The 23,232-nt window shown below is 69.0% G+C and carries 24 protein-coding genes; 16 read left to right on the forward strand and 8 right to left on the reverse strand.

The genetic code is table 11. From position 1 onward, the window contains the following. Nucleotides 1-5 precede the first annotated feature (5 nt). On the reverse strand, nt 6-305 hold the full coding sequence (gene gatC / locus ACEI37_RS11355; RefSeq protein WP_025585501.1) for an Asp-tRNA(Asn)/Glu-tRNA(Gln) amidotransferase subunit GatC: 300 nt from the start codon (nt 303-305) through the stop codon (nt 6-8). Nucleotides 306-916: 611 nt separating this feature from the next. Between gatC and ACEI37_RS11360 the strand changes: the two genes are divergently transcribed. The 7 genes from ACEI37_RS11360 (at nt 917) to ACEI37_RS11390 (ending at nt 9,011) form a co-directional block, all read left to right on the forward strand. Then, on the forward strand, nt 917-1,960 hold the full coding sequence (locus ACEI37_RS11360) for a rod shape-determining protein (protein WP_008648066.1): 1,044 nt from the start codon (nt 917-919) through the stop codon (nt 1,958-1,960). A gap of 196 nt (nt 1,961-2,156) precedes the next feature. Beyond that, nucleotides 2,157-3,122, forward strand: coding sequence for a rod shape-determining protein MreC (gene mreC, locus ACEI37_RS11365; RefSeq protein ID WP_373378977.1), 966 nt, complete (start codon nt 2,157-2,159; stop codon nt 3,120-3,122). Continuing rightward, the gene (mreD, locus tag ACEI37_RS11370) at nt 3,119-3,631 is read left to right on the forward strand and encodes a rod shape-determining protein MreD (protein ID WP_012351397.1); all 513 of its coding nucleotides are present in this window, start codon (nt 3,119-3,121) and stop codon (nt 3,629-3,631) included. The genes mreC and mreD overlap by 4 nt, the downstream gene beginning before the upstream one ends. A gap of 45 nt (nt 3,632-3,676) precedes the next feature. Further along, a complete protein-coding gene (mrdA, locus tag ACEI37_RS11375) occupies nt 3,677-5,983 on the forward strand; it encodes a penicillin-binding protein 2 (protein WP_373378978.1) in 2,307 nt (768 codons plus the stop codon). A gap of 11 nt (nt 5,984-5,994) precedes the next feature. Continuing rightward, the gene (gene rodA / locus ACEI37_RS11380; RefSeq protein ID WP_092315232.1) at nt 5,995-7,137 is read left to right on the forward strand and encodes a rod shape-determining protein RodA; all 1,143 of its coding nucleotides are present in this window, start codon (nt 5,995-5,997) and stop codon (nt 7,135-7,137) included. Between the two features lie 94 nt (nt 7,138-7,231). Then, nucleotides 7,232-7,918: a DUF484 family protein gene (locus ACEI37_RS11385; RefSeq protein ID WP_373378979.1), complete on the forward strand. Its 687-nt coding sequence runs from the start codon at nt 7,232-7,234 to the stop codon at nt 7,916-7,918. A gap of 16 nt (nt 7,919-7,934) precedes the next feature. Continuing rightward, entirely contained in the window at nt 7,935-9,011 is a 1,077-nt protein-coding gene (locus ACEI37_RS11390) for a tyrosine recombinase XerC (protein ID WP_373378980.1), read from the forward strand. Nucleotide 9,012: 1 nt separating this feature from the next. Here ACEI37_RS11390 and ACEI37_RS11395 read toward each other — a convergent pair whose 3' ends face one another. Continuing rightward, nucleotides 9,013-9,969 carry a transcriptional regulator GcvA gene (locus tag ACEI37_RS11395; protein WP_373378981.1) on the reverse strand — a complete coding sequence of 319 codons (957 nt, stop codon included), beginning with the start codon at nt 9,967-9,969 and terminating at the stop codon, nt 9,013-9,015. 248 nt (nt 9,970-10,217) lie between these two features. Between ACEI37_RS11395 and ACEI37_RS11400 the strand changes: the two genes are divergently transcribed. The 3 genes from ACEI37_RS11400 (at nt 10,218) to lipA (ending at nt 12,518) form a co-directional block, all read left to right on the forward strand. Then, nucleotides 10,218-10,586, forward strand: a complete 369-nt coding sequence (locus ACEI37_RS11400) for a DUF2917 domain-containing protein (protein ID WP_373378982.1) — start codon at nt 10,218-10,220, stop codon at nt 10,584-10,586. A 158-nt stretch (nt 10,587-10,744) separates the two neighbouring features. Continuing rightward, nucleotides 10,745-11,473, forward strand: a complete 729-nt coding sequence (gene lipB, locus ACEI37_RS11405) for a lipoyl(octanoyl) transferase LipB (RefSeq protein ID WP_373378983.1) — start codon at nt 10,745-10,747, stop codon at nt 11,471-11,473. Nucleotides 11,474-11,513: 40 nt separating this feature from the next. Beyond that, nucleotides 11,514-12,518: a lipoyl synthase gene (lipA, locus tag ACEI37_RS11410; RefSeq protein WP_373378984.1), complete on the forward strand. Its 1,005-nt coding sequence runs from the start codon at nt 11,514-11,516 to the stop codon at nt 12,516-12,518. A 225-nt stretch (nt 12,519-12,743) separates the two neighbouring features. On the opposite strand, the gene ACEI37_RS11415 is transcribed toward lipA, so the two are convergent. After that, a complete protein-coding gene (locus tag ACEI37_RS11415; RefSeq protein WP_373378985.1) occupies nt 12,744-13,022 on the reverse strand; it encodes a type II toxin-antitoxin system ParD family antitoxin in 279 nt (92 codons plus the stop codon). Nucleotides 13,023-13,233: 211 nt separating this feature from the next. Between ACEI37_RS11415 and pxpB the strand changes: the two genes are divergently transcribed. The 6 genes from pxpB (at nt 13,234) to pcp (ending at nt 18,163) form a co-directional block, all read left to right on the forward strand. Then, on the forward strand, nt 13,234-13,881 hold the full coding sequence (gene pxpB, locus ACEI37_RS11420) for a 5-oxoprolinase subunit PxpB (protein WP_062796198.1): 648 nt from the start codon (nt 13,234-13,236) through the stop codon (nt 13,879-13,881). Next, complete coding sequence (locus ACEI37_RS11425) at nt 13,878-14,897, forward strand: biotin-dependent carboxyltransferase family protein (protein WP_373378986.1); 1,020 nt, start codon at nt 13,878-13,880, stop codon at nt 14,895-14,897. Before pxpB ends, ACEI37_RS11425 begins: the two co-directional genes overlap by 4 nt. 34 nt (nt 14,898-14,931) lie before the next feature. After that, a complete protein-coding gene (pxpA, locus tag ACEI37_RS11430; protein ID WP_373378987.1) occupies nt 14,932-15,672 on the forward strand; it encodes a 5-oxoprolinase subunit PxpA in 741 nt (246 codons plus the stop codon). A 107-nt stretch (nt 15,673-15,779) separates the two neighbouring features. Next, entirely contained in the window at nt 15,780-16,535 is a 756-nt protein-coding gene (locus ACEI37_RS11435; protein WP_373378988.1) for a DUF969 domain-containing protein, read from the forward strand. Between the two features lie 10 nt (nt 16,536-16,545). Then, the gene (locus tag ACEI37_RS11440) at nt 16,546-17,496 is read left to right on the forward strand and encodes a DUF979 domain-containing protein (protein WP_012351412.1); all 951 of its coding nucleotides are present in this window, start codon (nt 16,546-16,548) and stop codon (nt 17,494-17,496) included. Nucleotides 17,497-17,512: 16 nt separating this feature from the next. Beyond that, nucleotides 17,513-18,163, forward strand: a complete 651-nt coding sequence (pcp, locus tag ACEI37_RS11445; RefSeq protein ID WP_373378989.1) for a pyroglutamyl-peptidase I — start codon at nt 17,513-17,515, stop codon at nt 18,161-18,163. 38 nt (nt 18,164-18,201) lie between these two features. Here pcp and ACEI37_RS11450 read toward each other — a convergent pair whose 3' ends face one another. From ACEI37_RS11450 to ACEI37_RS11470, 5 genes are all read right to left on the reverse strand, one after another. Next, nucleotides 18,202-19,452: a VanZ family protein gene (locus ACEI37_RS11450; protein WP_373378990.1), complete on the reverse strand. Its 1,251-nt coding sequence runs from the start codon at nt 19,450-19,452 to the stop codon at nt 18,202-18,204. Between the two features lie 18 nt (nt 19,453-19,470). After that, the gene (locus ACEI37_RS11455) at nt 19,471-20,103 is read right to left on the reverse strand and encodes an ABC-type transport auxiliary lipoprotein family protein (protein ID WP_373380330.1); all 633 of its coding nucleotides are present in this window, start codon (nt 20,101-20,103) and stop codon (nt 19,471-19,473) included. An 83-nt stretch (nt 20,104-20,186) separates the two neighbouring features. After that, a complete protein-coding gene (locus ACEI37_RS11460; RefSeq protein WP_373378991.1) occupies nt 20,187-21,131 on the reverse strand; it encodes an MlaD family protein in 945 nt (314 codons plus the stop codon). Continuing rightward, nucleotides 21,128-21,985 carry an ABC transporter ATP-binding protein gene (locus ACEI37_RS11465; protein ID WP_373378992.1) on the reverse strand — a complete coding sequence of 286 codons (858 nt, stop codon included), beginning with the start codon at nt 21,983-21,985 and terminating at the stop codon, nt 21,128-21,130. Before ACEI37_RS11465 ends, ACEI37_RS11460 begins: the two co-directional genes overlap by 4 nt. Then, a complete protein-coding gene (locus ACEI37_RS11470) occupies nt 21,982-23,112 on the reverse strand; it encodes an MlaE family ABC transporter permease (RefSeq protein ID WP_373378993.1) in 1,131 nt (376 codons plus the stop codon). The genes ACEI37_RS11465 and ACEI37_RS11470 overlap by 4 nt, the downstream gene beginning before the upstream one ends. Nucleotides 23,113-23,232: the final 120 nt, after the last annotated feature.

Consider the following 23,232-nt stretch of genomic DNA (forward strand, 5'->3'; position numbering starts at 1 on the left):
AAGGGTCATTCGATGACCTTGGGCACCAGGTACAGGCCGTTTTCGGTGGCCGGCGCGGGGCGCTGGTAGTCGGCGCGGCGGTCGGTTTCGGTGACCACGTCCTCGCGCAGGCGCTGGACCATGTCGCGCACCGCGGACAGCGGATGCGCCAGCGGCTCGATGCCGGTGGTGTCGACCGCCTGCATCTGCTCGACCAGCGAGAAAAAGTTGTTCAGCTGCGCAAGCGTCTGGGCGGCCTCGTCATCGCTGGTTTCGATGCGGGCGAGGTGGGCAATGCGCTTGACGTCGGATAGGTCGAGGGCCATGGCGTGGTGGGTCGATGCTCGGATGCTCGGATTCTGGGATACGAAGGGCGGCGCGGGCTGCGCCGGCGGCTGGCTTGCGGGGCCGCTGCGTCGGGTGGCCCGGAGCCTGACCGCAGGCGCCGGAGGGCACGCCGCAGTCGCCAGAATTGCAGGTATTTTCAGGCTGTAAACGCCCGAAGCAGCCAGAATTATAAGGTATCATTGCGAGTTACCGACCTTTGGCAACGCCTACGCCACATGGCCCGCGGCCGGCGCTTGCGCGCCCGGTGTCCGAAGGCGCCCGAAGGGCAAACCTGGGTCCTCTGATTAGGCCTTGCCGCCGGTCCCCGCATGCTGCGCGACAGCCAGCATGATGCGCCGGCGCCTGCACATTTCCGCGAACTTTTCGGCGGGGTCTAATCAAAGGTTCCCGTAGGGCCGGCGCGCGCGGTGCGCCGGCGGTGCCGATCCCGTTCCCATCCGGCCGGACAGCCTCCGGTCCGGGCGGCGGGCGGAGCGGGAAGCCGAGAACCATTCCGTATTCAACGCAACACAAGCCATTTCGTGGCCGGGCCGCTCGCGGCGCCGGCCGCTTCGCCTACCCGCGAACACCATCACAGACAGGATTCCTGATGTTCGGATTTCTCCGCAGCTACTTCTCCAACGACCTGGCGATCGACCTCGGCACCGCCAACACGCTGATCTACATGCGCGACAAGGGCATCGTGCTGGACGAGCCCTCGGTGGTTGCGATCCGCCAGGAAGGCGGCCCCAACGCCAAGAAGACCATTACGGCGGTGGGCAAGGAAGCCAAGCAGATGCTGGGCAAGGTGCCGGGCAATATCGAGGCGATCCGCCCGATGAAGGACGGCGTGATCGCCGACTTCACCGTGACCGAGCAGATGCTCAAGCAATTCATCAAGATGGTGCATGACAGCAAGCTGCTGCGCCCGAGCCCGCGCATCATCATCTGCGTGCCGTGCGGCTCGACCCAGGTCGAGCGCCGCGCCATCCGTGAATCGGCACTGGGCGCCGGCGCCAGCCAGGTCTACCTGATCGAGGAGCCGATGTCGGCCGCGATCGGCGCCGGCCTGCCGGTGTCGGAGCCGTCGGGCTCGATGGTGGTGGATATCGGCGGCGGCACCACCGAGGTAGGCATCATCTCGCTGGGCGGCATGGTCTACAAGGGTTCGGTGCGCGTCGGCGGCGACAAGTTCGACGAGGCCATCGTCAACTACATCCGCCGCAACTACGGCATGCTGATCGGCGAGCAGACCGCCGAAGCCATCAAGAAGGAAATCGGCTCGGCCTTCCCGGGTTCCGAGGTCCGCGAGATGGAAGTCAAGGGCCGCAACCTGTCCGAAGGCATCCCGCGTGCCTTTACGGTTTCGTCCAACGAAATCCTCGAAGCGCTGACCGATCCGCTCAACCAGATCGTGTCGGCGGTGAAGATCGCGCTGGAACAGACCCCTCCCGAACTGGGCGCCGACATCGCCGAGCGCGGCATGATGCTGACCGGCGGCGGCGCGCTGCTGCGCGACCTGGACCGCCTGCTGGCGGAAGAAACCGGCCTGCCGGTGCTGGTCGCCGAAGACCCGCTGACCTGCGTGGTGCGCGGCTCCGGCATGGCGCTGGAACGCATGGACAAGCTCGGCAGCATCTTCTCCTACGAGTAAGAAGGACGCTCACGTGGCGATGCGCGGCCTGCCGGATCGACCGATCATGGCGGCGTCGCGGCGCCGCATCCGCCGGGGCCCGGCCCTGGCAGCTCCCGCCGCCCGACCGTGCCGCGCCTGTCCCCGCCAGGGGCCGGGGCGCGGCAAGGCGGGCGGCGGGGCGTTTCCGCGTGGCCTCCGGCCTTTGTTCGGGTAAATGGATTACTCCCCTCCGCCGCTCTTCAAGCAAGGCACCTCGGCCGTCGCCAGGCTGGTCCTGTACGTGGGCATCGCGCTGGCGCTGCTGGTGGTCGACGCCCGTTTCGACGCGCTGCGCGTGGGCCGGCAGGTGGCCGCCACCGTGCTGATGCCGGTCGAGCGCCTGGTGCTGGCGCCGCGCGACGCGCTGCGCACCATGTTCGACTACGCCCAGTCGTCGGCGACGCTCGCCACCGAGAACCGCGAGCTGCGCCAGAACGCGGTGCAGCAGGCGCAGGCGTCGGTGCGCCAGGCGCAGCTCGAGGCCGAGAACAACCAGCTGCGCAAGCTGCTCGGGCTGGCGCAGCAGTCGGCCACGCCGGTGACCGCGGCCGAGATCCTGTACGACGCGCGCGACCCGTACAGCCAGCGCATCGTGATCGACAAGGGCAGCCAGCACGGAGTGCGCGCCGGCTACCCGGTGATCGACGAGCGCGGCGTGGTGGGGCAGGTCACGCGCGTGTCGCCGTTCCAGTCCGAGGTGACGCTGCTGACCGACAAGGACCAGGCGATTCCGGTGCAGGTAGTGCGCAACGGCCTGCGCAGCGTGGCCTTCGGCGGCGCGCGCGCGGGCCACCTCGACCTGCGCTTCATGGCCGCCGCCGCCGACCTGCAGCAGGGCGACCTGCTGGTGACCTCGGGCCTGGACGGCACCTATCCGCCGGGCCTGCCGGTGGCGAAGATCGTGCAGATCGAGCGCAAGGCCGATACCGCGTTTTCGCGCGTCTATTGCGAGCCGGTGGCCGGCGTGCGCGCGCACCGCCAGCTGCTGGTGGTGCGTTACGACGCCGCCATTCCGGCGCGTGAAACGGTCGAGGCCCGGCCCGAGGCGCCGGTCAAGGGCGCCAAGTCCGCCGCGGCGCGCGCCGCCGCCGACAGCGCCGCGGCCGACAAGGCCGCGCCCGCCAAGGAGGCACCACGGTGACCAATCCCCAATACCTGCTGCGGCCGGTCAACCCGGCCTTCATCGCCTTCAGCTTCGTGCTGGCGTTCCTGTTCAACCTGATGCCGTGGGGCACCACGCTGTGGATCCCGGACATGGTGGCGCTGGTGCTGGTGTTCTGGAACATCCACCAGCCGCGCAAGGTCGGCATGGGCGTGGCCTTCCTGCTGGGCCTGCTGATGGACGTGCACGATGCCCGGCTGCTGGGCGAGCATGCGCTGGCGTACACGCTGCTGGCCTACTTCGCCATCACCATCCACCGCCGCGTGCTGTGGTTCACGGTCTATACCCAAGCGCTGCATGTGCTGCCGCTGCTGTTCATCGCGCACGCGGTGCCGGTGCTGATCCGGCTGGCGATGGGCGCGCCGCTGCCCGGCTGGCCGCTGCTGCTGGCGCCGGCGATCGAGGCGTTGCTGTGGCCGCTCGCCACCAGCCTGCTGCTGGCGCCGCAGCGCCGCTCGACCGATGTCGACGAGACCCGGCCGATCTGACGCCGCCATCGCCCACCACCGATTTCTCCCAGGCTGAGCAGTACCATGACCGAAATCCGCAACGTCGAACTGGAAATCGGCCGCTTCCGCATCCGCGTGGCGGCCGCGGCGCTGTTTACGGTGGTGTGCTTCGGCCTGCTGTTCTCGCGCTTCCTGTGGCTGCAGTGGTACAAGCATGACCAGTACTCGGCCAAGGCCGAGGACAACCGTATTTCGGTCGCGCCGATCGAGCCCAACCGCGGCATCATCATGGACCGCAACGGCATCGTGCTGGCGCGCAACTATTCGGCGTACACGCTCGAGATCACCCCGTCCAAGCTGACCGATACGCTCGACAACACCATCGAGGGCCTGTCCAGCCTGGTCGACATTCAGCCGCGCGACCGGCGCCGCTTCAAGCGGCTGATGGAAGAGTCGCGCAGCTTCGAAAGCCTGCCGATCCGCAGCCAGCTGACCGACGCGGAAGTGGCGCGCTTTTCCGCGCAGCGCTTCCGCTTTCCCGGCGTGGACGTGCGCGCGCGGCTGTTCCGCCAGTATCCGCTGGGCGAGTCGGCCTCGCACGTGATCGGCTACCTGGGCCGGATCTCGCAGCGCGACCAGGAGCGCATCGAGGCCATGGACGTGGCCAACGATGCCGACGGCGCCAAGTATGACCCGCGCAAGGATGCCGACAACTACAAGGGCACCAACTACATCGGCAAGATCGGCCTGGAGCAGAGCTACGAGAGCGAGCTGCACGGGCTGACCGGCTTCGAGGAAGTGGAAGTCAGCGCGGGCGGGCGCCCGATCCGCACGCTGTCGACCTCGCCCGCCACGCCCGGCAACAACCTGATCCTGTCGCTCGACATCCGCCTGCAGCAGCTGGCCGAGGCGCTCTATGGCAACCGCCGCGGCGCGCTGGTGGCGATCGAGCCGTCCACCGGCGACATCCTGGCTTTCGTCTCCAAGCCGACCTTCGACCCTAACCTGTTCGTCGAGGGCATCGACACCAATACCTGGAACGAGCTCAACGGCTCGCCCGACAAGCCGCTGCTGAACCGACCCCTCAGGGGCACCTATCCGCCGGGCTCGACCTACAAGCCCTTCATGGCGCTGGCCGCGCTGACCACCGGCAAGCGCACCGCGGCGTGGGGCATGTCCGACCCGGGCTACTTCACGCTGGGCAACCACACCTTCCGCGACGACAAGCCGGGAGGCCACGGCTGGGTCGACATGCACAGCTCGATCGTGCATTCGTGCGACACCTATTACTACGCGCTGGCGCGCGACATGGGCGTCAACGGCATCCATGACTTCATGAAGCCGCTCGGCTTCGGCCAGATCACCGGCATCGACATCGAGGGCGAAAGCCGCGGCATCCTGCCGTCGACCGAGTGGAAGCGCAAGGCCTACCGCAAGCCCGAGCAGCAGAAGTGGTATGAGGGCGAGACCATCTCGCTGGGCATCGGCCAGGGCTACAACAGCTTCACCATCCTGCAGCTGGCGCAGGCGACCTCGGTGATCGTCAACGACGGCAAGGTGATGAAGCCGCACCTGGTCAAAGCCATCGAAGACGCGGTCACGCGCAAGCGCACGCTGACGGTGCCCAAGGAAAGCTACACCATTCCGTTCAAGCAGGCCGACATCAACGTGATCAAGCGCGCCATGGTGGCGGTGACGCACTCGGGCACGGCTGCGCGCGTGTTTGCCGGTGCCGCCTACGAGTCCGCCGGCAAGACCGGCACGGCGCAGACCTACAGCCTGTCCAAGGGCGAGAAGTACAACCACCACGCGCTCGCCGAGCACAAGCGCGACCACTCGCTGTACACCGCCTTCGCGCCGGCCGACAACCCCAAGATCGCGATCGCGCTGATCGTCGAGAACGCCGGCTTCGGCGCCGCGGTGGCCGCGCCGATCGCGCGCAAGGTGATGGACTACTACCTGACCGGCAAGTGGCCCGCCGAGCTCGAGGCGATCGCGCCGCCCGCCGCTGAGCGTGTGGCCGGCCGCGCGCCGGTGGATACGCCGAGCGTGTTCACCACCGGCCAGACCGCCAGCATTGCCAGCGCCACGGTGATGTCCAGCGGCGGCGCCCCGGCCAGCGGCGCTGACGCCAGCGCGGTGGCGGCCGCCTCGGCCGCGCAGGTGCCGACGCCGGAGGCGATCGCCGCGATGCTCGACCCCGACGCCATCGCCCCGGCCTCGGCGGTGCAGACGCTGGACCAGCGCATGCTGCAGGCGCTGGGTCACAGCAAGCCGCAGGCCCCCGCGCCGGCCTCGGCTGCGGCCGTGCCGGCCAAGGCGCCCGCACCCAAACCACGCGTCAGGCCCGTGGCTGCCAAGGCAGCCAGCGGGGCCGACGCCACTCGCTGAAGGAGACGCGCATGGATCGACGCCGCGTCATGTCCCTGGTCAAGACCGCGCTGACCGGTTTTGACAAGCCGCTCTCGCTGATCGTGTTCCTGCTGTTCGCCACCGGCATCGTGGCGCTGTATTCGGCCGCCATCGATATGCCGGGCCGGGTCGAGGACCAGCTGCGCAACATCCTGCTGTCGTACGTGGTGATGTTCGTGATCGCCTACCTGCCGACGCAGACGCTGATGCGGGTGGCGGTGCCGATCTATACGGTGGGGGTGGCGCTGCTGATCGCGGTGGCCATGTTCGGCCTGATCCGCAAGGGCGCGCGCCGCTGGCTCTATGTCGGCATGGTGATCCAGCCGTCCGAGATCATGAAGATCTCGATGCCGCTGATGCTGGCGTGGTACTTCCAGAAGCGCGAGGGCGTGATCCGCTGGTTCGACTTCATCGTCGCGCTGGGCCTGCTGCTGATCCCGGTCGGCCTGATCGCCAAGCAGCCCGACCTGGGCACGGCGCTGCTGGTGATGGCCGCGGGCCTGTACGTGATCTACTTCGCCGGGCTGTCGTGGAAGCTGATCCTGCCGCTGATGGGGATCCTGGTGGTCGCCATCACGCTGCTGATCACGTTCCAGAACGACATGTGCGCGCCGGGCGTGAACTGGCCGGTGCTGCACGACTACCAGCAGCACCGCGTCTGCACGCTGCTGGACCCGACCAGCGATCCGCTCGGCAAGGGCTTCCACACGATCCAGTCGATCATTGCGATCGGCTCGGGCGGGGTCGAGGGCAAGGGCTGGCTCAAGGGCACGCAGACCCACCTGGAGTTCATCCCGGAAAAGCACACCGACTTTATCTTCGCCGTGTACTCGGAAGAGTTCGGCCTGATCGGCAACGCGGTGCTGCTGGTGCTGTACCTGCTGCTGATCTTCCGCGGGCTCTTTATCGCCGCCAATGCGCCGACGCTGTTCTCGCGGCTGCTGGCGGGCTCGATCACGCTGATCTTCTTCACCTATGCCTTCGTCAACATGGGCATGGTCAGCGGCATCCTGCCGGTGGTGGGCGTGCCGCTGCCGCTGCTGAGCTACGGCGGCACCGCGCTGGTGACGCTGGGCGCGGGCATCGGCATCCTGATGAGCATTTCGCGGCAGAAGCGGCTGATCCAGACCTAGGTGGAATCTGAGGCGGGCTTGAGCGCTTTCGCCGCGCCCGTCACGACCGCTTTGCTAAACTGCCACCCACTTTACCTCTACCGGTCCACGCCCCATGAACGCCCAAGACGTCGCCGCCTACCTGCAGAGCCATCCTGAATTCTTCGAAGAGCATGCCGAGCTGCTGGCCGCGGTGCAGCTGACCAGCCCGCACAGCCATCGTGCCGTGTCGCTGCAGGAACGCCAGATGGAAATCCTGCGCGAGAAGAACAAGGGCCTGGAGCTGCGCCTGGCGGACCTGGTCCGCCATGGCCACGAGAACGACCGCACCCAGCAGCGCCTGCACGACTGGCAGCTGCGCCTGCTGGCCGAGGCGGATTCGCACGCGCTGCCGTATGCGGTGCAGGACGGCCTGCAGCAGGTGTTCGACGTGCCGGCGGTGGCGCTCAAGATGTGGGATGTCGCCGAACAGTACGCGCACATGGAAGTCGCGCAGGGCGCCAGCGAAGACCTGCGCATCTTTGCCGAAGGCCTGCGCGCACCGTACTGCGGAAGCAACAGCGGCTTCGAGGCGGCCAGCCTGCTGGAGCGCGACGATATCACTTCGCTGGCGATGGTGACGCTGCGCGTGCCGCTGCCCGCCGGCAAGGCCGAGGCCGGCGCCGACGTGCGTGGCGCCGCCTTTGGCCTGCTGGTGCTGGGCTCGCCCGACCCGCGCCGCTTCCACGACGGCATGGGCACCGCCTACCTGTCGCAGATCGGCGAGGTCGCGGGTGCCGCGCTGAAGCGGCTGCGCGACTGAAGCCGCGGCTCTCGGCATGACTGCACGCCGGCCGCCGCGCGACGCGGTCGCGCCGCCCGCTCCAGCCGGCGCCGAAGCGCCGCCACAAGACCCGCTGGTCACGCGCTACCTCGACTGGCTGCGCGGCAGCCGCAAGCTGGCCGAGCACACGCTGTCGGGCTATGCGCGCGAACTGCGCGTGCTGCAGGCACATGCGGCGCAGCATGCGCCGGGCGTCGCGCTGCTGGCGCTGCAGACCCACCATATCCGCCATTTCGCCGCACGGCTGCATGCCGCCGGGCTGGTCGGCACCAGCATCGGGCGCGCGCTGTCGGCATGGCGCGGCTTCTATCTCTGGGCGGCGCGCCATGGCCATGGCGTGACCGTGAATCCGGTCGACGGCGTGCGCGCGCCGCGCTCCGGGCACGCGCTGCCCAAGGCGCTGTCGGTCGAGCATGCGGTGGCGCTGGTGGCGCACCCTGCCGGCACCGATGCCGAGGCGCTGCGCGACCTGGCCGTCTACGAACTGTTCTACTCGAGCGGGCTGCGGCTGTCCGAGCTGGTGCAGCTGGACCTGCGCTATGCCGATGCCGACGGCTACCGCTCCAGCGGCTGGCTCGACCTGGCCGGCGCCGAGGTCACCGTGACCGGCAAGGGCTCGCGCCGGCGCTCGGTGCCGGTCGGCAGCAAGGCCATCGCCGCGCTGCAGGCATGGCTTGCGGTGCGCGACGGCTTGCTGCGGCCGGGCGCCGCGCCCGAGGACGCCAATGCCCTGTTCCTCGGCCCGCGCGGACGGCGCCTGTCGATGCGCACGGTGCAGCTGCGGCTCAAGCAGCAGGCGCTGCGCGCCGGGGTGCCGGCCGACGTCCATCCGCATATGCTGCGGCATTCCTTCGCCACGCACATGCTGCAGTCTTCCGGCGACCTGCGCGCGGTGCAGGAGATGCTCGGCCATGCCAGCATCTCGACCACGCAGGTCTACACCGCGCTCGATTTCCAGCACCTGGCCAAGGTCTACGACAAGGCCCACCCGCGTGCCGGCCGCGCGCGCGCCAAAACGGCGGCCGATGCCGCCGCCAGCGCGGCGCAGATCGACGCCAACCCCGAAGACTGACTCACTCCCACTGCGCCAGCACCTCGCGGAAGCGCTCGATCTCGGGCAGCAGCCAGCCTCGGAACGCCTGCACCTTGGGCAGGTTCAGCGAACCTGGCGCGCACACGAAGTACAGCAGCCACGGGCACGGGATGCTGACGTCGAACAGCCGCACCACGCGCCCGGACAGCAGGTCGTTATACGCCAGCGAAGAGCGGATCAGGGCGATGCCCTGGCCTTCCGAGGCGGCCTGCAGCAGCAGCGACGAATCTTCCAGCAGCAGGCCCTTGCGCGGCTCGGGCCAGTCCAGCCCCGCGGCCTCGAACCACGGCTTCCACGGATCGCCTTCGCCGCGCAGCAGCGGCATGCCCGCCATGTCCTGCGGCCGTTCCGGCAGCCGGCCGCCGTTGAAGGCGGGGCTGCACACCGGAAAGAACACGTCGTCGAGCAGCCGCTCCACATACAGGCCGGGATAGTCGCCGCTGCCCATGCGCAGCGCGATATCGACCTCTTCATGGGCAAAGTTGACCAGCGTGTTCGACGACAGCAGTTCGACATCGAGTTCCGGGTGGCGCTCGATAAAGCTGCCGATGCGCGGCGTCAGCCAGCGCGCGGCAAACGACGGCATGGTGCTGATGGTCAGGCGCTTGTCGCGGTTGCCGGCCTGCAGCGCGCGCGTGGCATCGGCGATCTGCAGCAGCGCGTCGCGCACGCGCTCGGCATAGAGCCGGCCCGCCGGGGTCAGCGCCACGCGCTTGCCGTGGCGCTCGAACAGCGGCATCCCCAGTTCCTCTTCCAGCGCGCGGATCTGGTGGCTGACCGCGCCGTGGGTGACGAACAGCTCTGTAGCGGCGCGCGAAAAGCTCTCGTGCCGCGCCGCGGCTTCGAACGCGCGCAGCGCGGTCAGCGCCGGCAGGCGCGGCAATTCGCGGTGCCAGCCGCGCGGCAGGTCTTTCTCCCAGGCGCTTTTCCAGGCCATGGCCGCCTCCAGACGATCGGGGTTATGTGAGATTGGCTAACAAGAACAAAGAAAATATATCGTTTTGATAGTGGTCGGGCAATCACTAATATTCCATCACCGGCCCCCGCAGTTGCCCCCGTCTTCGCAGCGATGTTCGCAGGATTTAACTGGCCTGGTCCCCTTGCCGGGCCAATTTCCGCGACTCGCCGTGAATCCGTATTGCGTCTGGCGTATCCCCGCCAGGGCCGGCTGAACGGAGAACCACCATGAAAACCGTGCTCACAACGACCGAGTTCACCCTGAATCCTGGCGAAGTCACCACGCTGTCGGTGCATGCGGCCCAGCGCCTCCATATTGCCGAGGCCCGTGGTACCGATGTCTGGCTGACCCGCGAGAACGATTCGGAGGACTACTGGCTGCGTTGTGGCGGAAGCCTGTTGCTGCGTGCCGGGGACGAGGTGGTGCTCAGCATCGACCCGCGCGCCTTGCATCCGGTGCGCCTGGCGCTGATTGCCGAGGCCCGCCGCCCGGCGCTGACGCTGGCCGACCTGCCGCACCTGGTGTACCGCAGCCTGCGCCGGCTGGTTCGAGGCACGGAGTGGACGCCTAACCAGGACCGGGTCACCGCCTCCTGAAGCGGGGCCGGGCGGGACAACGTCCGTATCGCACCGGGACCGGGGCCATCTGCGCCTGGTCTGGTCGCGTGACGCATCGGACGGTTGCCCGCCTGGGGCACGCTGAATGGGCCAAGTCGGGGCCGGCGCAAGCCGGCCCTTTTCGTTACACTCTCGCCATGCATCCGATTCAAGTCATCGAACGCGGCCGCGAAGACTATCAGCCGTGTTTCGACGCGATGCGCGCCTTCACCGCCGCACGCACCCCCGAGACGCCCGACCAGGTCTGGCTGGTCGAGCATCCGCCGGTCTACACGCTGGGCCAGGCGGGCGACCCCGCGCATCTGCTGGCCCCGGACGAGCGGATTCCGGTGGTGCAGATCGACCGTGGCGGACAGATCACGTATCACGGCCCGGGGCAGGTGGTGGCCTACCTGCTGCTGGACCTGCGCCGCCGCCGGCTGATGGTGCGCGAGCTGGTGCACGGCATCGAGCAGGCCGTGCTGGACACGCTCGCGGCGTATAATCTCGCAGCCGAACGCAAGCCCGGCGCCCCCGGCATCTACCTGTCCGGCGGGACGCACCAGGGCGCCAAGATTGCCGCGCTCGGCCTCAAGATCCGCAACGGCTGCAGCTACCACGGCGTCAGCCTCAACGTGCAGATGGACCTGTCTCCGTTCCTGCGCATCAATCCCTGCGGCTATGCCGGACTGGAAACGGTCGACATGGCCACCGCGGGCGCCACCTGCCCGGTGGCGGATGCCGACGGCGCTCCGGTGCCCGTGACCGCGGCAACACAACCCGAGATCGCACAGCGCCTGGCGGCTGCATTGTGCGAGGTGCTGGCAGCGCACGAGGCTCGCGTGCTGGCGGCTGAAGAACCTGCCGCCCCGGCCCTGGCCTCCTAGTCAAAAGCGAAATGCACGCCGAGCGCGTGCGGAGAAATGTATGAGCGACGCACTGATCGCCCCGAACGCCTCTTCCAGCGAAGCCCCGCAGTCCCCCGCGGAGCAGTACGACCCGACCCGCAAGCAGAAGTCGGCCGACAAGACCGCGCGCATCCCCATCAAGATCGTGCCGGCCGAGAAGCTCAAGAAGCCGGACTGGATCCGCGTGAAGGCCGCCACCGGTAATTCGCGTTTCTATGAGATCAAGGACATCTTGCGCGCCAACAACCTGGTGACGGTGTGCGAGGAAGCCAGCTGCCCGAATATCGGCGAATGCTTCGGCAAGGGCACGGCCACCTTCATGATCATGGGCGACAAGTGCACGCGGCGCTGCCCGTTCTGCGACGTCGGCCACGGCCGCCCCGATCCGCTCGACGTGAACGAGCCGGGCAACCTGGCCCGCACCATCGCCCAGCTCAAGCTGAACTACGTGGTGATCACCAGCGTCGACCGCGACGACCTGCGCGACGGCGGCGCCCAGCACTATGTCGACTGCATCTCGCAGACGCGCGAGCTGTCGCCCGACACCCGCATCGAAGTGCTGGTGCCCGACTTCCGCGGCCGCCTGGACAAGGCGCTGGACATCCTGCAGGCGTGCCCGCCCGACGTGATGAACCACAACATGGAAACCGTGCCGCGCCTGTACAAGCAGGCCCGCCCGGGCGCCGACTACGCGCACTCGCTCAAGCTGCTGCAGGAATTCAAGCGCCGCAATCCCAACGTCCCGACCAAGTCCGGCCTGATGGTCGGCCTGGGCGAGACCGACGAGGAAATCCTGGATGTCATGCGCGACATGCGCGCGCACGACATCGACATGCTGACCATCGGCCAATACCTGGCGCCGTCGAACCACCACCTGCCGGTGCTGCGCTACGTGCATCCCGACACCTTCAAGATGTTCGAGCAAGAGGCCTACAAGATGGGCTTCACCCACGCTGCGGTGGGGGCGATGGTGCGCAGTTCCTACCATGCCGACCAGCAGGCGCATCAGGCGGGGTTTGCCTGAGCGGGTTGGTTGGGAATAAGAAGACGGCCGGGGATTTCCCCGGCCGTTTTTGTTTTCGCTCGTGCCCGCCTCGTTGCCAGGCGCCATTGGACATCGTCGACTCAATCTGACTCGTTCAGCATGTGTACCGGGCCGCGATGTAGGGCGACGCTTCTTCGGCGATATAGTCGTACAAGCTCTCAAGTTGCTCCACAAACTCCGGCGCAAAGACGACGGGATAGGTTCTCATCGGCCTTTGGCTTTCCCAGCCTGTTTGGCTGCCAGACGAGCACGAACGTCATCTGCGGTCACGGCACGGGACGGATCGGTCTGGAGCGCATCGTAGGCAGGGCCAACTTGCTGCAGCAGCCACGCGTCCACGGCCCGGTCACGCGCCAGCAGCGCACGCAGGCCATCGCGAATGACCTCGCTTTCACTGGCGTATTCGCCCGACCGCACCTTGTCCTTGACCGCCTGAGCCATCTCGGTCGGCAGCGTGACGCTCAATTGTTGCGTGGTTCGCATGACGATCTCCCATCGGTAGGATTTAATCCTACTCGCGTCGATTGGTGCCGTCCACCCGCCGACCTGTGCCCTCCTAGGGTCAACCCCGACTGTCCCCGCCCGGTCCATTTCGATATGATGAATTCATCGATAAATTATCGATGAAATACAAAGACGTCACATTCCGGCTTGTCTGCCTACACTGGGTAGCTAGTGCGCTACCGGGAATCTCATGAACTGCACCGTCCACCGACTTGCCGAGCAGGCGCTGCTGTACAGCGTCGCGCCGCCCGCATCGCTGGCAGTCCAGCGCCGCATCTGGGCCATGGCCGCGCGTGCCGCGGACTGGCGCGGCGTGGTCGACGTGGTGCCCGGCATGAACAACCTGACCGTGATCTTCGACGGCAGTGCCGACGTCGACGCGCTCGAGCGCAACCTGAAGCTGGCGTGGGCCTCGGGCGAGGCGCGCAATGCGACCGGCAAGCTGGTCGAGATCCCGGTGCGCTACGGCGGCGAGCATGGCCCGGACCTGGGCGACGTCGCCGCGCATACCGGCCTGACGCCGCAGGAAGTGGTGCGCCGCCATGCGGCGGGCGAGTACGTGGTCTACTTCCTCGGCTTCCAGCCCGGCTTCGCCTATATGGGCGGGCTGGCGCCGGAACTGGCGACGCCGCGGCGGCGCGAGCCGCGGGTGGCGGTGCCGGCCGGGTCGGTCGGCATCGGCGGCGAGCAGACCGGCATCTATCCGGCGGTGCTGCCGGGCGGCTGGCAGCTGATCGGGCGCACCGACGCCGAGCTGTTCGTGGCGGACCGCGATCCGCCGTCCCTGTTCGCGCCCGGCGATACCGTGCGCTTCGTTGCCGAGGAAATCATCGCGTGATCGAGATCCTTCGTCCGGGCGCGCTCGCCTCGGTGCAGGACCTGGGCCGTACCGGCTTCCGCCGTTTTGGCGTGGGCCGCTGCGGCGCCATGGACATGCTGGCGGTGGAAGTCGGCAACCGCCTGCTCGGCAATGCGCCCGGCTGCGCGGCCATTGAATTCACGCTGGGACGCGCCGCGGTGCGCTTCCATGCCGATATGCGCGTGGCGCTGGCCGGCGCCGAATGCGGCGCCAACCTGGACGGCATGCCGGTGTGGTCGTGGCATGCGTTCGACGCGCACAAGGGCGAGACCCTGACGCTGCCGTCGACGCGCGGCGGCACGCGCGTGTACCTGTGCGTGGCGGGCGGGATTGCGGTCGAGCCGGTGATGGGTTCGCGCAGCACCGACCTGAAGTCGGGCTTCGGCGGGCTGGGCGGCCGCGCGCTGCAGGAGGGCGACCGCCTGCCCGCAGGACGCCCGGGGCTGGAAGCCGAGACCGACTGGATCGGCGTGCAGGCGCCGGCGTGGGCGCTGCCCGCCGCGGTCGACGGCAAGGCCACGGCGATCCGCATGCTGCCGGGGCCGGAATACGAGGATTTCGACGCCGCCGCGCAGGCCGCGCTGTGGCAGGCCGACTGGACCATCACGCCCAACAGCAACCGCATGGGCCTGCGCCTCGCCGGCCCGGCGCTGGCGCGGCGTCCCGAGCGCAGCGCCGACCTGCTCTCGCACGGCGTGATGCCGGGCGTGATGCAGGTTCCGCCGGGCGGCCAGCCGATCGCGCTGATGGCCGATGCGCAGACCACCGGCGGCTATCCCAAGATCGGCGTGGTGATCGAAGCGGATTTATGGCGGCTGGCGCAGGTGCCGCTGGGCGCGCCGGTGCGCTTCGTGCAGGTCACGCTGGCGCAGGCGCAGGCGGCGCAGGAGGAGCTGTCGCGCTACCTGCGGCAGATCGAGCAGGCGCTGCAGTGGCAGGGCGATGGCATGCCCATTGCCGCGCGCCGGCGGACCCGCACGCGGGCGGCCGCATGAGCAAGGCGCCCGGGCGCCGCACAGGAGAATGGCAATGCAGATCGATTTGAACGCGGATCTTGGCGAAGGCTGTGGCAATGACGAGGCGCTGCTGGCGCTGATCAGCTCGGCCAATATCGCTTGCGGCTGGCATGCGGGCGACGCCCCCACCATGGTGCAGACGGTGCAGTGGGCGCTGGCGCATGGCGTGGCGATCGGCGCGCACCCGAGCTACCCGGACCGCGATAACTTCGGCCGCACCGAGATGCAGCGCGACCCGGAGCACGTCTACGCCGACGTGCTGTACCAGATCGGCGCGCTCGATGCGATCGTGCGCGCGCAGGGCGGGGTGCTGCACCACGTCAAGCCGCATGGCGCGCTGTACAACCAGGCCGTGCGCGACCCGGCGCTGGCGCGTGCGATCGTGCGCGCAGTGCGCGACTTCGATGCCGACCTGGTGTTCTTCGGCCTGGCCGGCAGCCAGATGATCGACGTGGCCAGGGAGGCCGGCCTGCGCGTCAGGCAGGAGGTCTTTGCCGACCGCGGCTACAACCCCGATGGCACGCTGGTCAAGCGCGGCACGCCCGGCGCGCTGCACGAGGACGAAGAAGTTGCCCTCGCCCAGACCCTGACCATGGTGCGCGAGCGGCGCGTGCGCGCCATCGACGGCACCTGGGTACCGATTCAGGCCGAAACCGTGTGTCTGCACGGCGACGGCGCCCACGCGCTGGCCTTCGCGCGCCGCATCCGGGAACGGCTGGGCGCGGAAGGCATCGCGATCCGCGCCGGCGACTGAGCGCGTTCCCGCGCCTTCACGCCGGCATTTCCCCCACGCGGCCTGCCCCGTCACGCGTCACGACGGCTGCTGTCCGCGCGCCTTCGTTATCTTCGTTTGGTGTTTCCATGGAACAGGCAGTCAATCTCTGGCCCCTTGTCGGGGTCGGCGTCATCATCGTCGGCTTCGTGCTGCGCTTCAATCCCATGCTGGTGGTGGTGCTCGCCGCGCTGGCCACCGGGCTGGCCGCGCCGATGCCGCTGATGCAGATCTTCTCCGCGATCGGCACCGCCTTCGTGAAAGCGCGCAACCTGCCGCTGATCATCCTGCTGCCGCTGGCGGTGATCGGCCTGCTGGAGCGCCACGGGCTGCGCGAGCATGCGCAGGCGTGGATCGCGCGCATTGCCTCGGCCACGGTCGGCCGCCTGCTGATCGTCTACCTGGGGGTGCGCGAACTGACCGCGGCGATCGGCCTGACCAGCCTCGGCGGCCATCCGCAGATGGTGCGCCCGCTGCTGGCACCGATGGCCGAGGGCGCGGCCGAGAACCGCTTCGGCCACCTGCCCGAGCCGGTGCGCCAGCGCGTGCTGGCCTTCTGCGCCGCCACCGACAACGTCGGCCTGTTCTTCGGCGAGGACATCTTCGTCGCGTTCGGCGCGATCGCGCTGATGCATACCTTCCTGCTGTCGTCGAACATCGAGGTCGAGCCGCTGCATATCGCCGTGTGGGGCATCCCCACCGCGATCTGCGCCTTCCTGATCCATGCCGTGCGCCTCAAGCGCCTGGACGGCTGGCTCGAGCGCGAGCTGGGCCCGAACGCCGCCCGCGCCGCCCGCGCCGCCCGCGCCGCCCGCGCCGCCATGCCCGCGCAGAGCGCCGAGTAAGGAACGCGCCATGATTATTTCGATCGAATACCTGTACTGGCTCGCCGGCCTGGTGCTGGCCATCACCGCGCTGATGACCTTCACCGACCGCGCCCATCCGCGCCGCCTCAGCACCGGCCTGTTCTGGCTGCTATATGCGATCGTGTTCCTGGCCGGCGACCGTCTGCCGCCGGCAGCGGTCGGCATCGGCGCGGTGGTGATGGCGCTGATCGCGGGCTTCGGCGGCGTCGGCCACGGCAAGCACGAAAGCCTGCCCGAGGCCGAGCGCCGCGCCAGTGCGAGCCGCCTCGGCAACAAGCTGTTCATCCCGGCGCTGCTGATCCCGCTGGTGACCGTGATCGGCACCATGCTGTTCAAGGATGTCAGGATCGCCGGCGTGCCGCTGCTCGATCCCAAGAACGTGACCTTCGTTTCGCTGGGGATCGGCTGCCTGATCTCGCTGGCGGTGGTGTGCTGGCTCACGCGCGACACTGTGGCGCAGGGCCTGCGCGAATCGCGCCGGCTGACCGAGTCGCTGGGCTGGGCGCTGGTGCTGCCGCAGATGCTGGCGATGCTGGGGCTGGTGTTTGCCGACGCAGGCGTGGGCAAGGCCGTGGCCCACCTGACCACCGCCTATATCAACCTGGACTACAAGCTGGTGGCGGTGGCGGTCTACTGCGTCGGCATGGCGCTGTTCACGGTGATCATGGGCAATGGCTTCGCCGCCTTCCCGGTGATGACCGGCGGTGTCGGCGTGCCCATCCTGGTCGGCATGTTCGGCGGCAATCCGGCGGTGATGGCGGCGATCGGCATGTTCTCGGGCTATTGCGGTACGCTGATGACGCCGATGGCGGCCAACTTCAATATCGTGCCGGCGGCGCTGCTGGAACTCGATGACAAGAACGCCGTGATCCGCGCGCAGGTGCCGACCGCGCTGGCGATCCTGGCGGCCAATATCGTGCTGCTGTACTGGCTGATGTAAGCGCAGGAGACCCGCCATGCCAACCGTGCTGCTGACCGGCTTCGAGCCGTTCGACGATGAACCGGTCAACCCGTCGTGGGAAACCGTGCGCGCGCTCGACGGCGAGCGCGTCGGCGACGCGGTGATTGTCGCGCGCCAGCTGCCGTGCGTGTTCGGCGCGGCGCTCGATGCGATCGCCGAACTGCTCGATGCGCTGCGGCCGACCCTGGTGATCGCCGTCGGCCAGGCCGGCGGGCGCGCCGAGATGTCGGTCGAGCGCGTGGCGATCAATGTCGACGATGCGCGCATCGCCGACAACGCCGGCGCGCAGCCGATCGACACCGCCATCGTCGCCGACGGCCCGGCCGCCTACTTTGCCACGCTGCCGATCAAGGCGATGGTGCGCGACATGCGCGCGGCCGGCGTGCCGGCGTCGGTGTCGCAGACCGCGGGCACCTTCGTCTGCAACCATGTGTTCTACGGGCTGATGCACCGGCTGGCGCGGCAGCCGGATGGCGCGGTGCGCGGCGGCTTTATCCACATTCCGTATCTGCCCGAGCAGGCCGCGCGCCATCCGGGCCAGCCGAGCCTGGCGCACGAGACGCTGGTGAAGGGCCTGCGCACCGCGGTGGCGACGGCGCTGTCGACCCGCGCCGATGTGCGCGAACAGGGCGGGCAGCTGCACTGAGCACCGGCGCGCATGTCGGCGCGCAATTCGGCGCCAGCTTACTCCTGCAGGTTGGCCGCGGCCGCCTCGCGGCGCGCCGCGGCTTTCTTCATCGCATGGCGGCGCAGGCTGACCTGCTCGAAGCGCCAGATCACATAGCAGAACGCCAGGAACGGCCACAGCCAGCCGAGCCATTGCGCCAGGCTGTTGAAGTGGATGAAGCGGCCCATGCGCCAGCCCTGCTCGGAGATCCACGCATAGGGGTTGGACGGCAGCACGTTGGTCAGCGCCACCAGCACGATCAGCGCCGCCATCGCCAACACCGCGCGCAGCCAGCGCGGCAGGTACAGCAGCAGCGCCAGCACCAGCGAACTGGTCAGCAGCGCGAAGCGCCCGCCCTCGGACAGCCAGACGAAGGCGCTTTCGGTCGGGAACTGCAGCTCGGCCGCGGTCGCCTTGAGCAGCAGCGCCGCCGCCAGCAGCCCGGCCAGGATGCGCAGCATCGGCGCGCTGCGGCGCATCGCCACCGAGGCGAACAGGCCGGTGCCGACCCAGCTGCTGGCGGTCACCAGCGATTCCAGCAACTGTTGGCTCTGCATGTCCTCGGGCCGCAGGCCGATATGGTCCTGCCACGCCTCCAGCTGCGGGAACACCATCTGCAGCACCTGCATCGGCCAGGATTCCGGGTCGGTCAGCCATTCGCGCACGATGCCGCCCATGCCGAACAGGTGCTCCTGCGGAAACACCTGCGCGAACGGCCACAGCAGCAGCAGGATGATGGCAAAGCTGGCATGCGGCTCGAACCACGCATGGCGCAGCCGCGTCAGCCGGCCATCATCGATCAGCGCGCGCGTGAACGGCGCCACCACGGCACCGCCGAGCAGCGCGCCCAGCGCATTGGTGATCAGGTCGATGTTGGACGATATCCGGCTGGGCAGCCAGGTCTGGAAGGCCTCCATGCACGCCGACAGCAGGGCGCCGGCGACCAGCGCCACCAGCGTGGCGCGCCCGCCCGACACGCGCGGATGCAGCGACAGCACCACCAGCGCGCCGAACGGGAAATATCCCAGCACGTTGGTCAGCAGGTCGAAGTCAGTGATATAGCGCGGCTTGGGCGCGCTGACAAAGGCAAAGGGCGAGATGCCGTTGTCGATCCAGCCGGAGAACGGGTACAGGCTGGCATAGATCACCAGCAGCGTGAAGCAGAGCAGCCCCACGCGCGCCAGCGGCGAGTGCTGCGGACCGGTGGCGGCCGGCGTGGGCTGAGCCGCCGGTGGCGGCGCGGAGAGCGGCGGAGGAGCCGGCTCCATGGCAAATCTCCTGTGGCGTTACTTGAGCGGCAGCGTGCCGATCCAGTCGAGCAGCGCGGCAATCACGGCATCGCTGGCTTCGGCCAGCGCCTTGACGCCGCCGGCGCCGTCGGCGCTGGGCGCGGGTCGGCGCGCCTCGAAGGTCTGCTGGCCGAGCATGCCGTGCCGGTACACGGTGGCGCGCAGCCGCACCACGCCTTCGCTGGTGGTGGCGCTGTCGAACACCTGGTCGAACTCCAGCAAGTCCACCTTCAGCGCCGGCACGCTGCTGTCGCCGGACCAGCCCAGCGTGCCGCGCGCGGCCACGGCCTCGCGCAGGCGCTCGTCGAACAGCCGCGTGGGCGACATCACCCAGCGCTGCGTGGCATAGGCCTGCAGGCGCTGCGCCTGGGCGTACTGGAGCCGGTAGAACAGCGCATTGCCTTCCAGCCAGTTGGGCCCGTCGGTCTGCGCCACGCGCAGTTTGGGCAGCGCGGCGGGCGCAGGGTTCCCGCTGCCGGAGGCCGCGCCGGCGGCGAGGGCGGGGCCCAGGTCATAGGTGATGGTCGGTTCCCCGCGCGTCAGCGCGCAGCCCGACAGCGCCAGGCCGGCGGAGAAAATCAGCAGGGCCGCGCGCAGGCGGGCGGGCGCGGAGCGCAGCAAGCGTGGCATCTCGGTTGCAGGGTTCACGGCGGATTCTCGCGGTTGGCGTGTGGCGTGATCGATGGGGCGGGCTTTGTCGCAGGCCGGACGCGCTACGGCGCCGCGCTGAAGCCCGGCTCGCCGGGGCCCGGCGTGGGCGCCGGCCCGCCGAACAGCACGCTGCTCGGGCTCTCGTTGAACTGGCCGGCGGCGCGCTCGAAGCTGCGCGCGGTCTGGCGCGCGTCGCGGGCCAGGCCATTGAGCTGCGGCAGGGTCTCTTCGCTGAAGGTGCCCGCGGCCGACTGCACCGATGCGGAAGCGGACTGCAGGTCGCGCCCGACGCTGTCGACGGTGCGCATCACGGTGCCGTTGGGGTTGGCCAGTTCCTGCGTCAGCCGCCGCGTCGATTCCAGCGTCGCGTTCAGGTTCTCGGCCACTTTCGGCAGGCGCTGCGCGGCCGGAGCGAGCGAATCGGACAGCCGCGAATAATCTTCGGCGGTCTTGCGCACCGAGCGGATCGCCGCCATCAGCTCGTCGCGGTTGGCGCCGCGGAACATGTCGTTGAGCGAGCCCATCAGGGTCTCGGCCTGGGTCAGCAGCGAATCGCCGCGCTTTTCCAGTTCCTCGAAGAAGCCGGGCCGCATGGCGATGCGCGCCACCGCGCGCGGCGAGGTCGGCAGCGGCGGCGAGGCGGCGGTGCCATCGTGCGCGGCGGAGTCGTCGAGCTGGACGTAGGCGATCCCGGTCACGCCCTGGAAGCCCAGCGTGGCGTACGTGGTGCGCGTGATCGGCGTTTCACGGTTGACGTTGACGCGCACGATGATCTGGCCCGGCACCTGCGGATCGAACTTGATCGACTCGACCTTGCCCACCGCCAGCCCGCGGTACTTGACGTCGGCCTGCGGGCCGAGGCCGTTGACGGTCGAGCGGGTGATCAGGTCGTACGGCACGCGCACCGCGTGGTCGCTGCTGAACCAGAAGATCGCGAACAGCACCAGCACGGCCAGGCCGATGGTGAACACGCCGGCGAGGAAGGCGTGGGACTTGTTTTCCATCATGCTTCTCCAGGGGGCGGCGCCGCGGGCTGCCCGGGCTGGGGCAGCGCCTGCAGGGCGCGCTGGGCGCGCTCGCCCAGGAAATACTCGCGGATGAAGGGATGGTCCACCTCCACCACTTGCGCAATCGGCGCGGCCGCGATCACCTTGTGGTCGGCCAGCACCGCGACGCGGTCGGACAGCGCCACCAGCGTGTCGAGGTCGTGCGTGATCATGACCACGGTCAGGCCCAGCTCGCGGCGCAGCTCGCGGATCAGCGCGACGTAGTCGTCGGACGCCATCGGGTCCAGGCCGGCAGTGGGTTCGTCCAGGAACAGCAGCTCGGGTTCCAGCGACAGCGCGCGCGCCAGCGCCACGCGCTTGATCATGCCGCCGGACAAGTCCGACGGCATTTTGTCGGCGTCGCGCGCCGACAGCCCCACCAATTGCAGCTTGAGCAGCGCCGCCTGGCAGATCAGGTTGTCGGGCAGCGCGCGCAGTTCGCGCAGCGGCAGCGCGATATTGTCGATCACCGACAGCGCCGAGAACAGCGCGCCGCGCTGGAACTGCAGGCCCCAGCGGCTGCGCAGCGCCTGCAGCTGGGCCGGCCGCAGCCGCGCCGGGTCTTCGCCGAAGACCTTGATGGTGCCGGAGGTGGGGCGCTCCAGCCCGACGATCTGGCGCAGCAGCACGGTCTTGCCGCTGCCCGAGCCGCCGACGATCGACAGCACCTCGCCGCGGTAGACGTCGAGGTCCACATGGTCGTGCACCACCGCCTTGCCGAAGCGCTTGACCAGGTTGCGGACCTCGATCACCGGGGTGCGCTCCGGCGCGGGTGGCGGCGCGCCTGGCGGGGTTTGGTTCGCTGGCGCGTTCACAGGCCCACGTCCTTGAACAGGATGGCGAAGATCGCGTCGGCCAGGATCACGATGGTGATCGCGGTCACGACCGAGGCGGTGGTGCCTTCGCCCAGGCTCTGGGTGTTGGGCTTGATGCGCAGCCCGAAGTGGCACGCGGTCAGCGCGATCAGGATGCCGAACACCACGCCCTTGCCCAGCCCCAGCCACAGGTTGGCCACCGGTACCGCATCGGGCAGCTCGCGCAGGAAGAAGGTGGCGCTGATGCCCAGTTGCATGCGCGCGGCCAGCATGCCGCCGGCCAGCGCCATCACGTCGGTCCACGCCACCAGCAGCGGCATGGCGATGGCCAGCGCGATCACCCGTGGCATGATCAGCCGGAAGCCGTGCGAGATGCCCATCACGCGCATCGCGTCCAGCTCTTCGGTCACGCGCATCACGCCGATCTGCGCGGTGATGGCCGAGCCCGAGCGCCCCGCGATCAGGATTGCGGCGAGCACCGGCCCCAGTTCGCGGATCACCGCCATGCCCAGGATATTGACGATGAAGGTGCTGGCGCCGAACGTGCGCAGCTGGTTGGCCGACAGGTACGACAGCACGATGCCGATCAGGAAGCCGACCAGCGCCGTGATCCCCAGCGCCTTGTAGCCGACGTTGTAGATGTTGGCCGAGATCTCGCGCCACGGGCCGCGCTGCGGCATGCGCGCGAAGCGCAGCAGGTCGAACGCCAGCTGGCCCAGCATGGTGATGCCGTTGCCCAGCTGCGCGCCGAACGACAGCACGTTGGCGCCGAACAGCGTGACCGGGTTGAAGCGGTCCACCATGTGCTTTTTCCAGCCCTCGTCCTGCACCGCGGCGATGCGCTCGAACACGCGGCGCTGGCCCTCGCTGGCCTCGAGCCGTTGCGGCAGCGCGCCGTTCCAGGCCTGCCACAGCAGCTGCCCGCCGATATGGTCGAGGCGCTCGACGCCGGCCAGCGACCATTGCGCGTTATCCGGGGCCTGCGCCAGCTCGTGCAGCTGCGCACGCAGCTGCCGCGCCTGCCGGCAGCCGGCCAGCGCGAGCGCGGTCCAGTCGCCACGCAGCTGTACGCTGACGGTTCCGTCCCCGCGCGTGATCTGGAAGTCTGGCGTCGTCTGGCGTTCCAAGGGCTAGCGATGTGATGGCCGAGTCTCGATTCTAAGCCACGCGCCCGGCTGGCGCGACCTACGCCGTGCCGGTCGCATGCCCTGGCGCGCGGCACGGCTACAATGCGGCATCTGCCGCGG

It is taken from the genome of Cupriavidus nantongensis, assembly GCF_041726985.1.
GTDB lineage: Bacteria > Pseudomonadota > Gammaproteobacteria > Burkholderiales > Burkholderiaceae > Cupriavidus > Cupriavidus nantongensis_A.

Bases quoted from the DNA above. Each gene is read 5' to 3' on its own strand.
- ACEI37_RS11400 (WP_373378982.1), top strand. From the start codon at position 10,218: ATGAAAACCGTGCTCACAACGACCGAGTTCACCCTGAATCCTGGCGAA.
- lipB (WP_373378983.1), top strand. From the start codon at position 10,745: ATGCATCCGATTCAAGTCATCGAACGCGGCCGCGAAGACTATCAGCCG.
- mreC (WP_373378977.1), top strand. From the start codon at position 2,157: ATGGATTACTCCCCTCCGCCGCTCTTCAAGCAAGGCACCTCGGCCGTC.
- ACEI37_RS11385 (WP_373378979.1), top strand. From the start codon at position 7,232: ATGAACGCCCAAGACGTCGCCGCCTACCTGCAGAGCCATCCTGAATTC.
- mrdA (WP_373378978.1), top strand. From the start codon at position 3,677: ATGACCGAAATCCGCAACGTCGAACTGGAAATCGGCCGCTTCCGCATC.
- lipA (WP_373378984.1), top strand. From the start codon at position 11,514: ATGAGCGACGCACTGATCGCCCCGAACGCCTCTTCCAGCGAAGCCCCG.
- ACEI37_RS11360 (WP_008648066.1), top strand. From the start codon at position 917: ATGTTCGGATTTCTCCGCAGCTACTTCTCCAACGACCTGGCGATCGAC.
- pxpB (WP_062796198.1), top strand. From the start codon at position 13,234: ATGAACTGCACCGTCCACCGACTTGCCGAGCAGGCGCTGCTGTACAGC.
- ACEI37_RS11435 (WP_373378988.1), top strand. From the start codon at position 15,780: ATGGAACAGGCAGTCAATCTCTGGCCCCTTGTCGGGGTCGGCGTCATC.
- ACEI37_RS11460 (WP_373378991.1), bottom strand. From the start codon at position 21,131: ATGATGGAAAACAAGTCCCACGCCTTCCTCGCCGGCGTGTTCACCATC.
- pcp (WP_373378989.1), top strand. From the start codon at position 17,513: ATGCCAACCGTGCTGCTGACCGGCTTCGAGCCGTTCGACGATGAACCG.
- ACEI37_RS11390 (WP_373378980.1), top strand. From the start codon at position 7,935: ATGACTGCACGCCGGCCGCCGCGCGACGCGGTCGCGCCGCCCGCTCCA.
- gatC (WP_025585501.1), bottom strand. From the start codon at position 305: ATGGCCCTCGACCTATCCGACGTCAAGCGCATTGCCCACCTCGCCCGC.
- ACEI37_RS11440 (WP_012351412.1), top strand. From the start codon at position 16,546: ATGATTATTTCGATCGAATACCTGTACTGGCTCGCCGGCCTGGTGCTG.
- ACEI37_RS11395 (WP_373378981.1), bottom strand. From the start codon at position 9,969: ATGGCCTGGAAAAGCGCCTGGGAGAAAGACCTGCCGCGCGGCTGGCAC.
- ACEI37_RS11415 (WP_373378985.1), bottom strand. From the start codon at position 13,022: ATGCGAACCACGCAACAATTGAGCGTCACGCTGCCGACCGAGATGGCT.
- rodA (WP_092315232.1), top strand. From the start codon at position 5,995: ATGGATCGACGCCGCGTCATGTCCCTGGTCAAGACCGCGCTGACCGGT.
- pxpA (WP_373378987.1), top strand. From the start codon at position 14,932: ATGCAGATCGATTTGAACGCGGATCTTGGCGAAGGCTGTGGCAATGAC.
- ACEI37_RS11450 (WP_373378990.1), bottom strand. From the start codon at position 19,452: ATGGAGCCGGCTCCTCCGCCGCTCTCCGCGCCGCCACCGGCGGCTCAG.
- ACEI37_RS11455 (WP_373380330.1), bottom strand. From the start codon at position 20,103: ATGCCACGCTTGCTGCGCTCCGCGCCCGCCCGCCTGCGCGCGGCCCTG.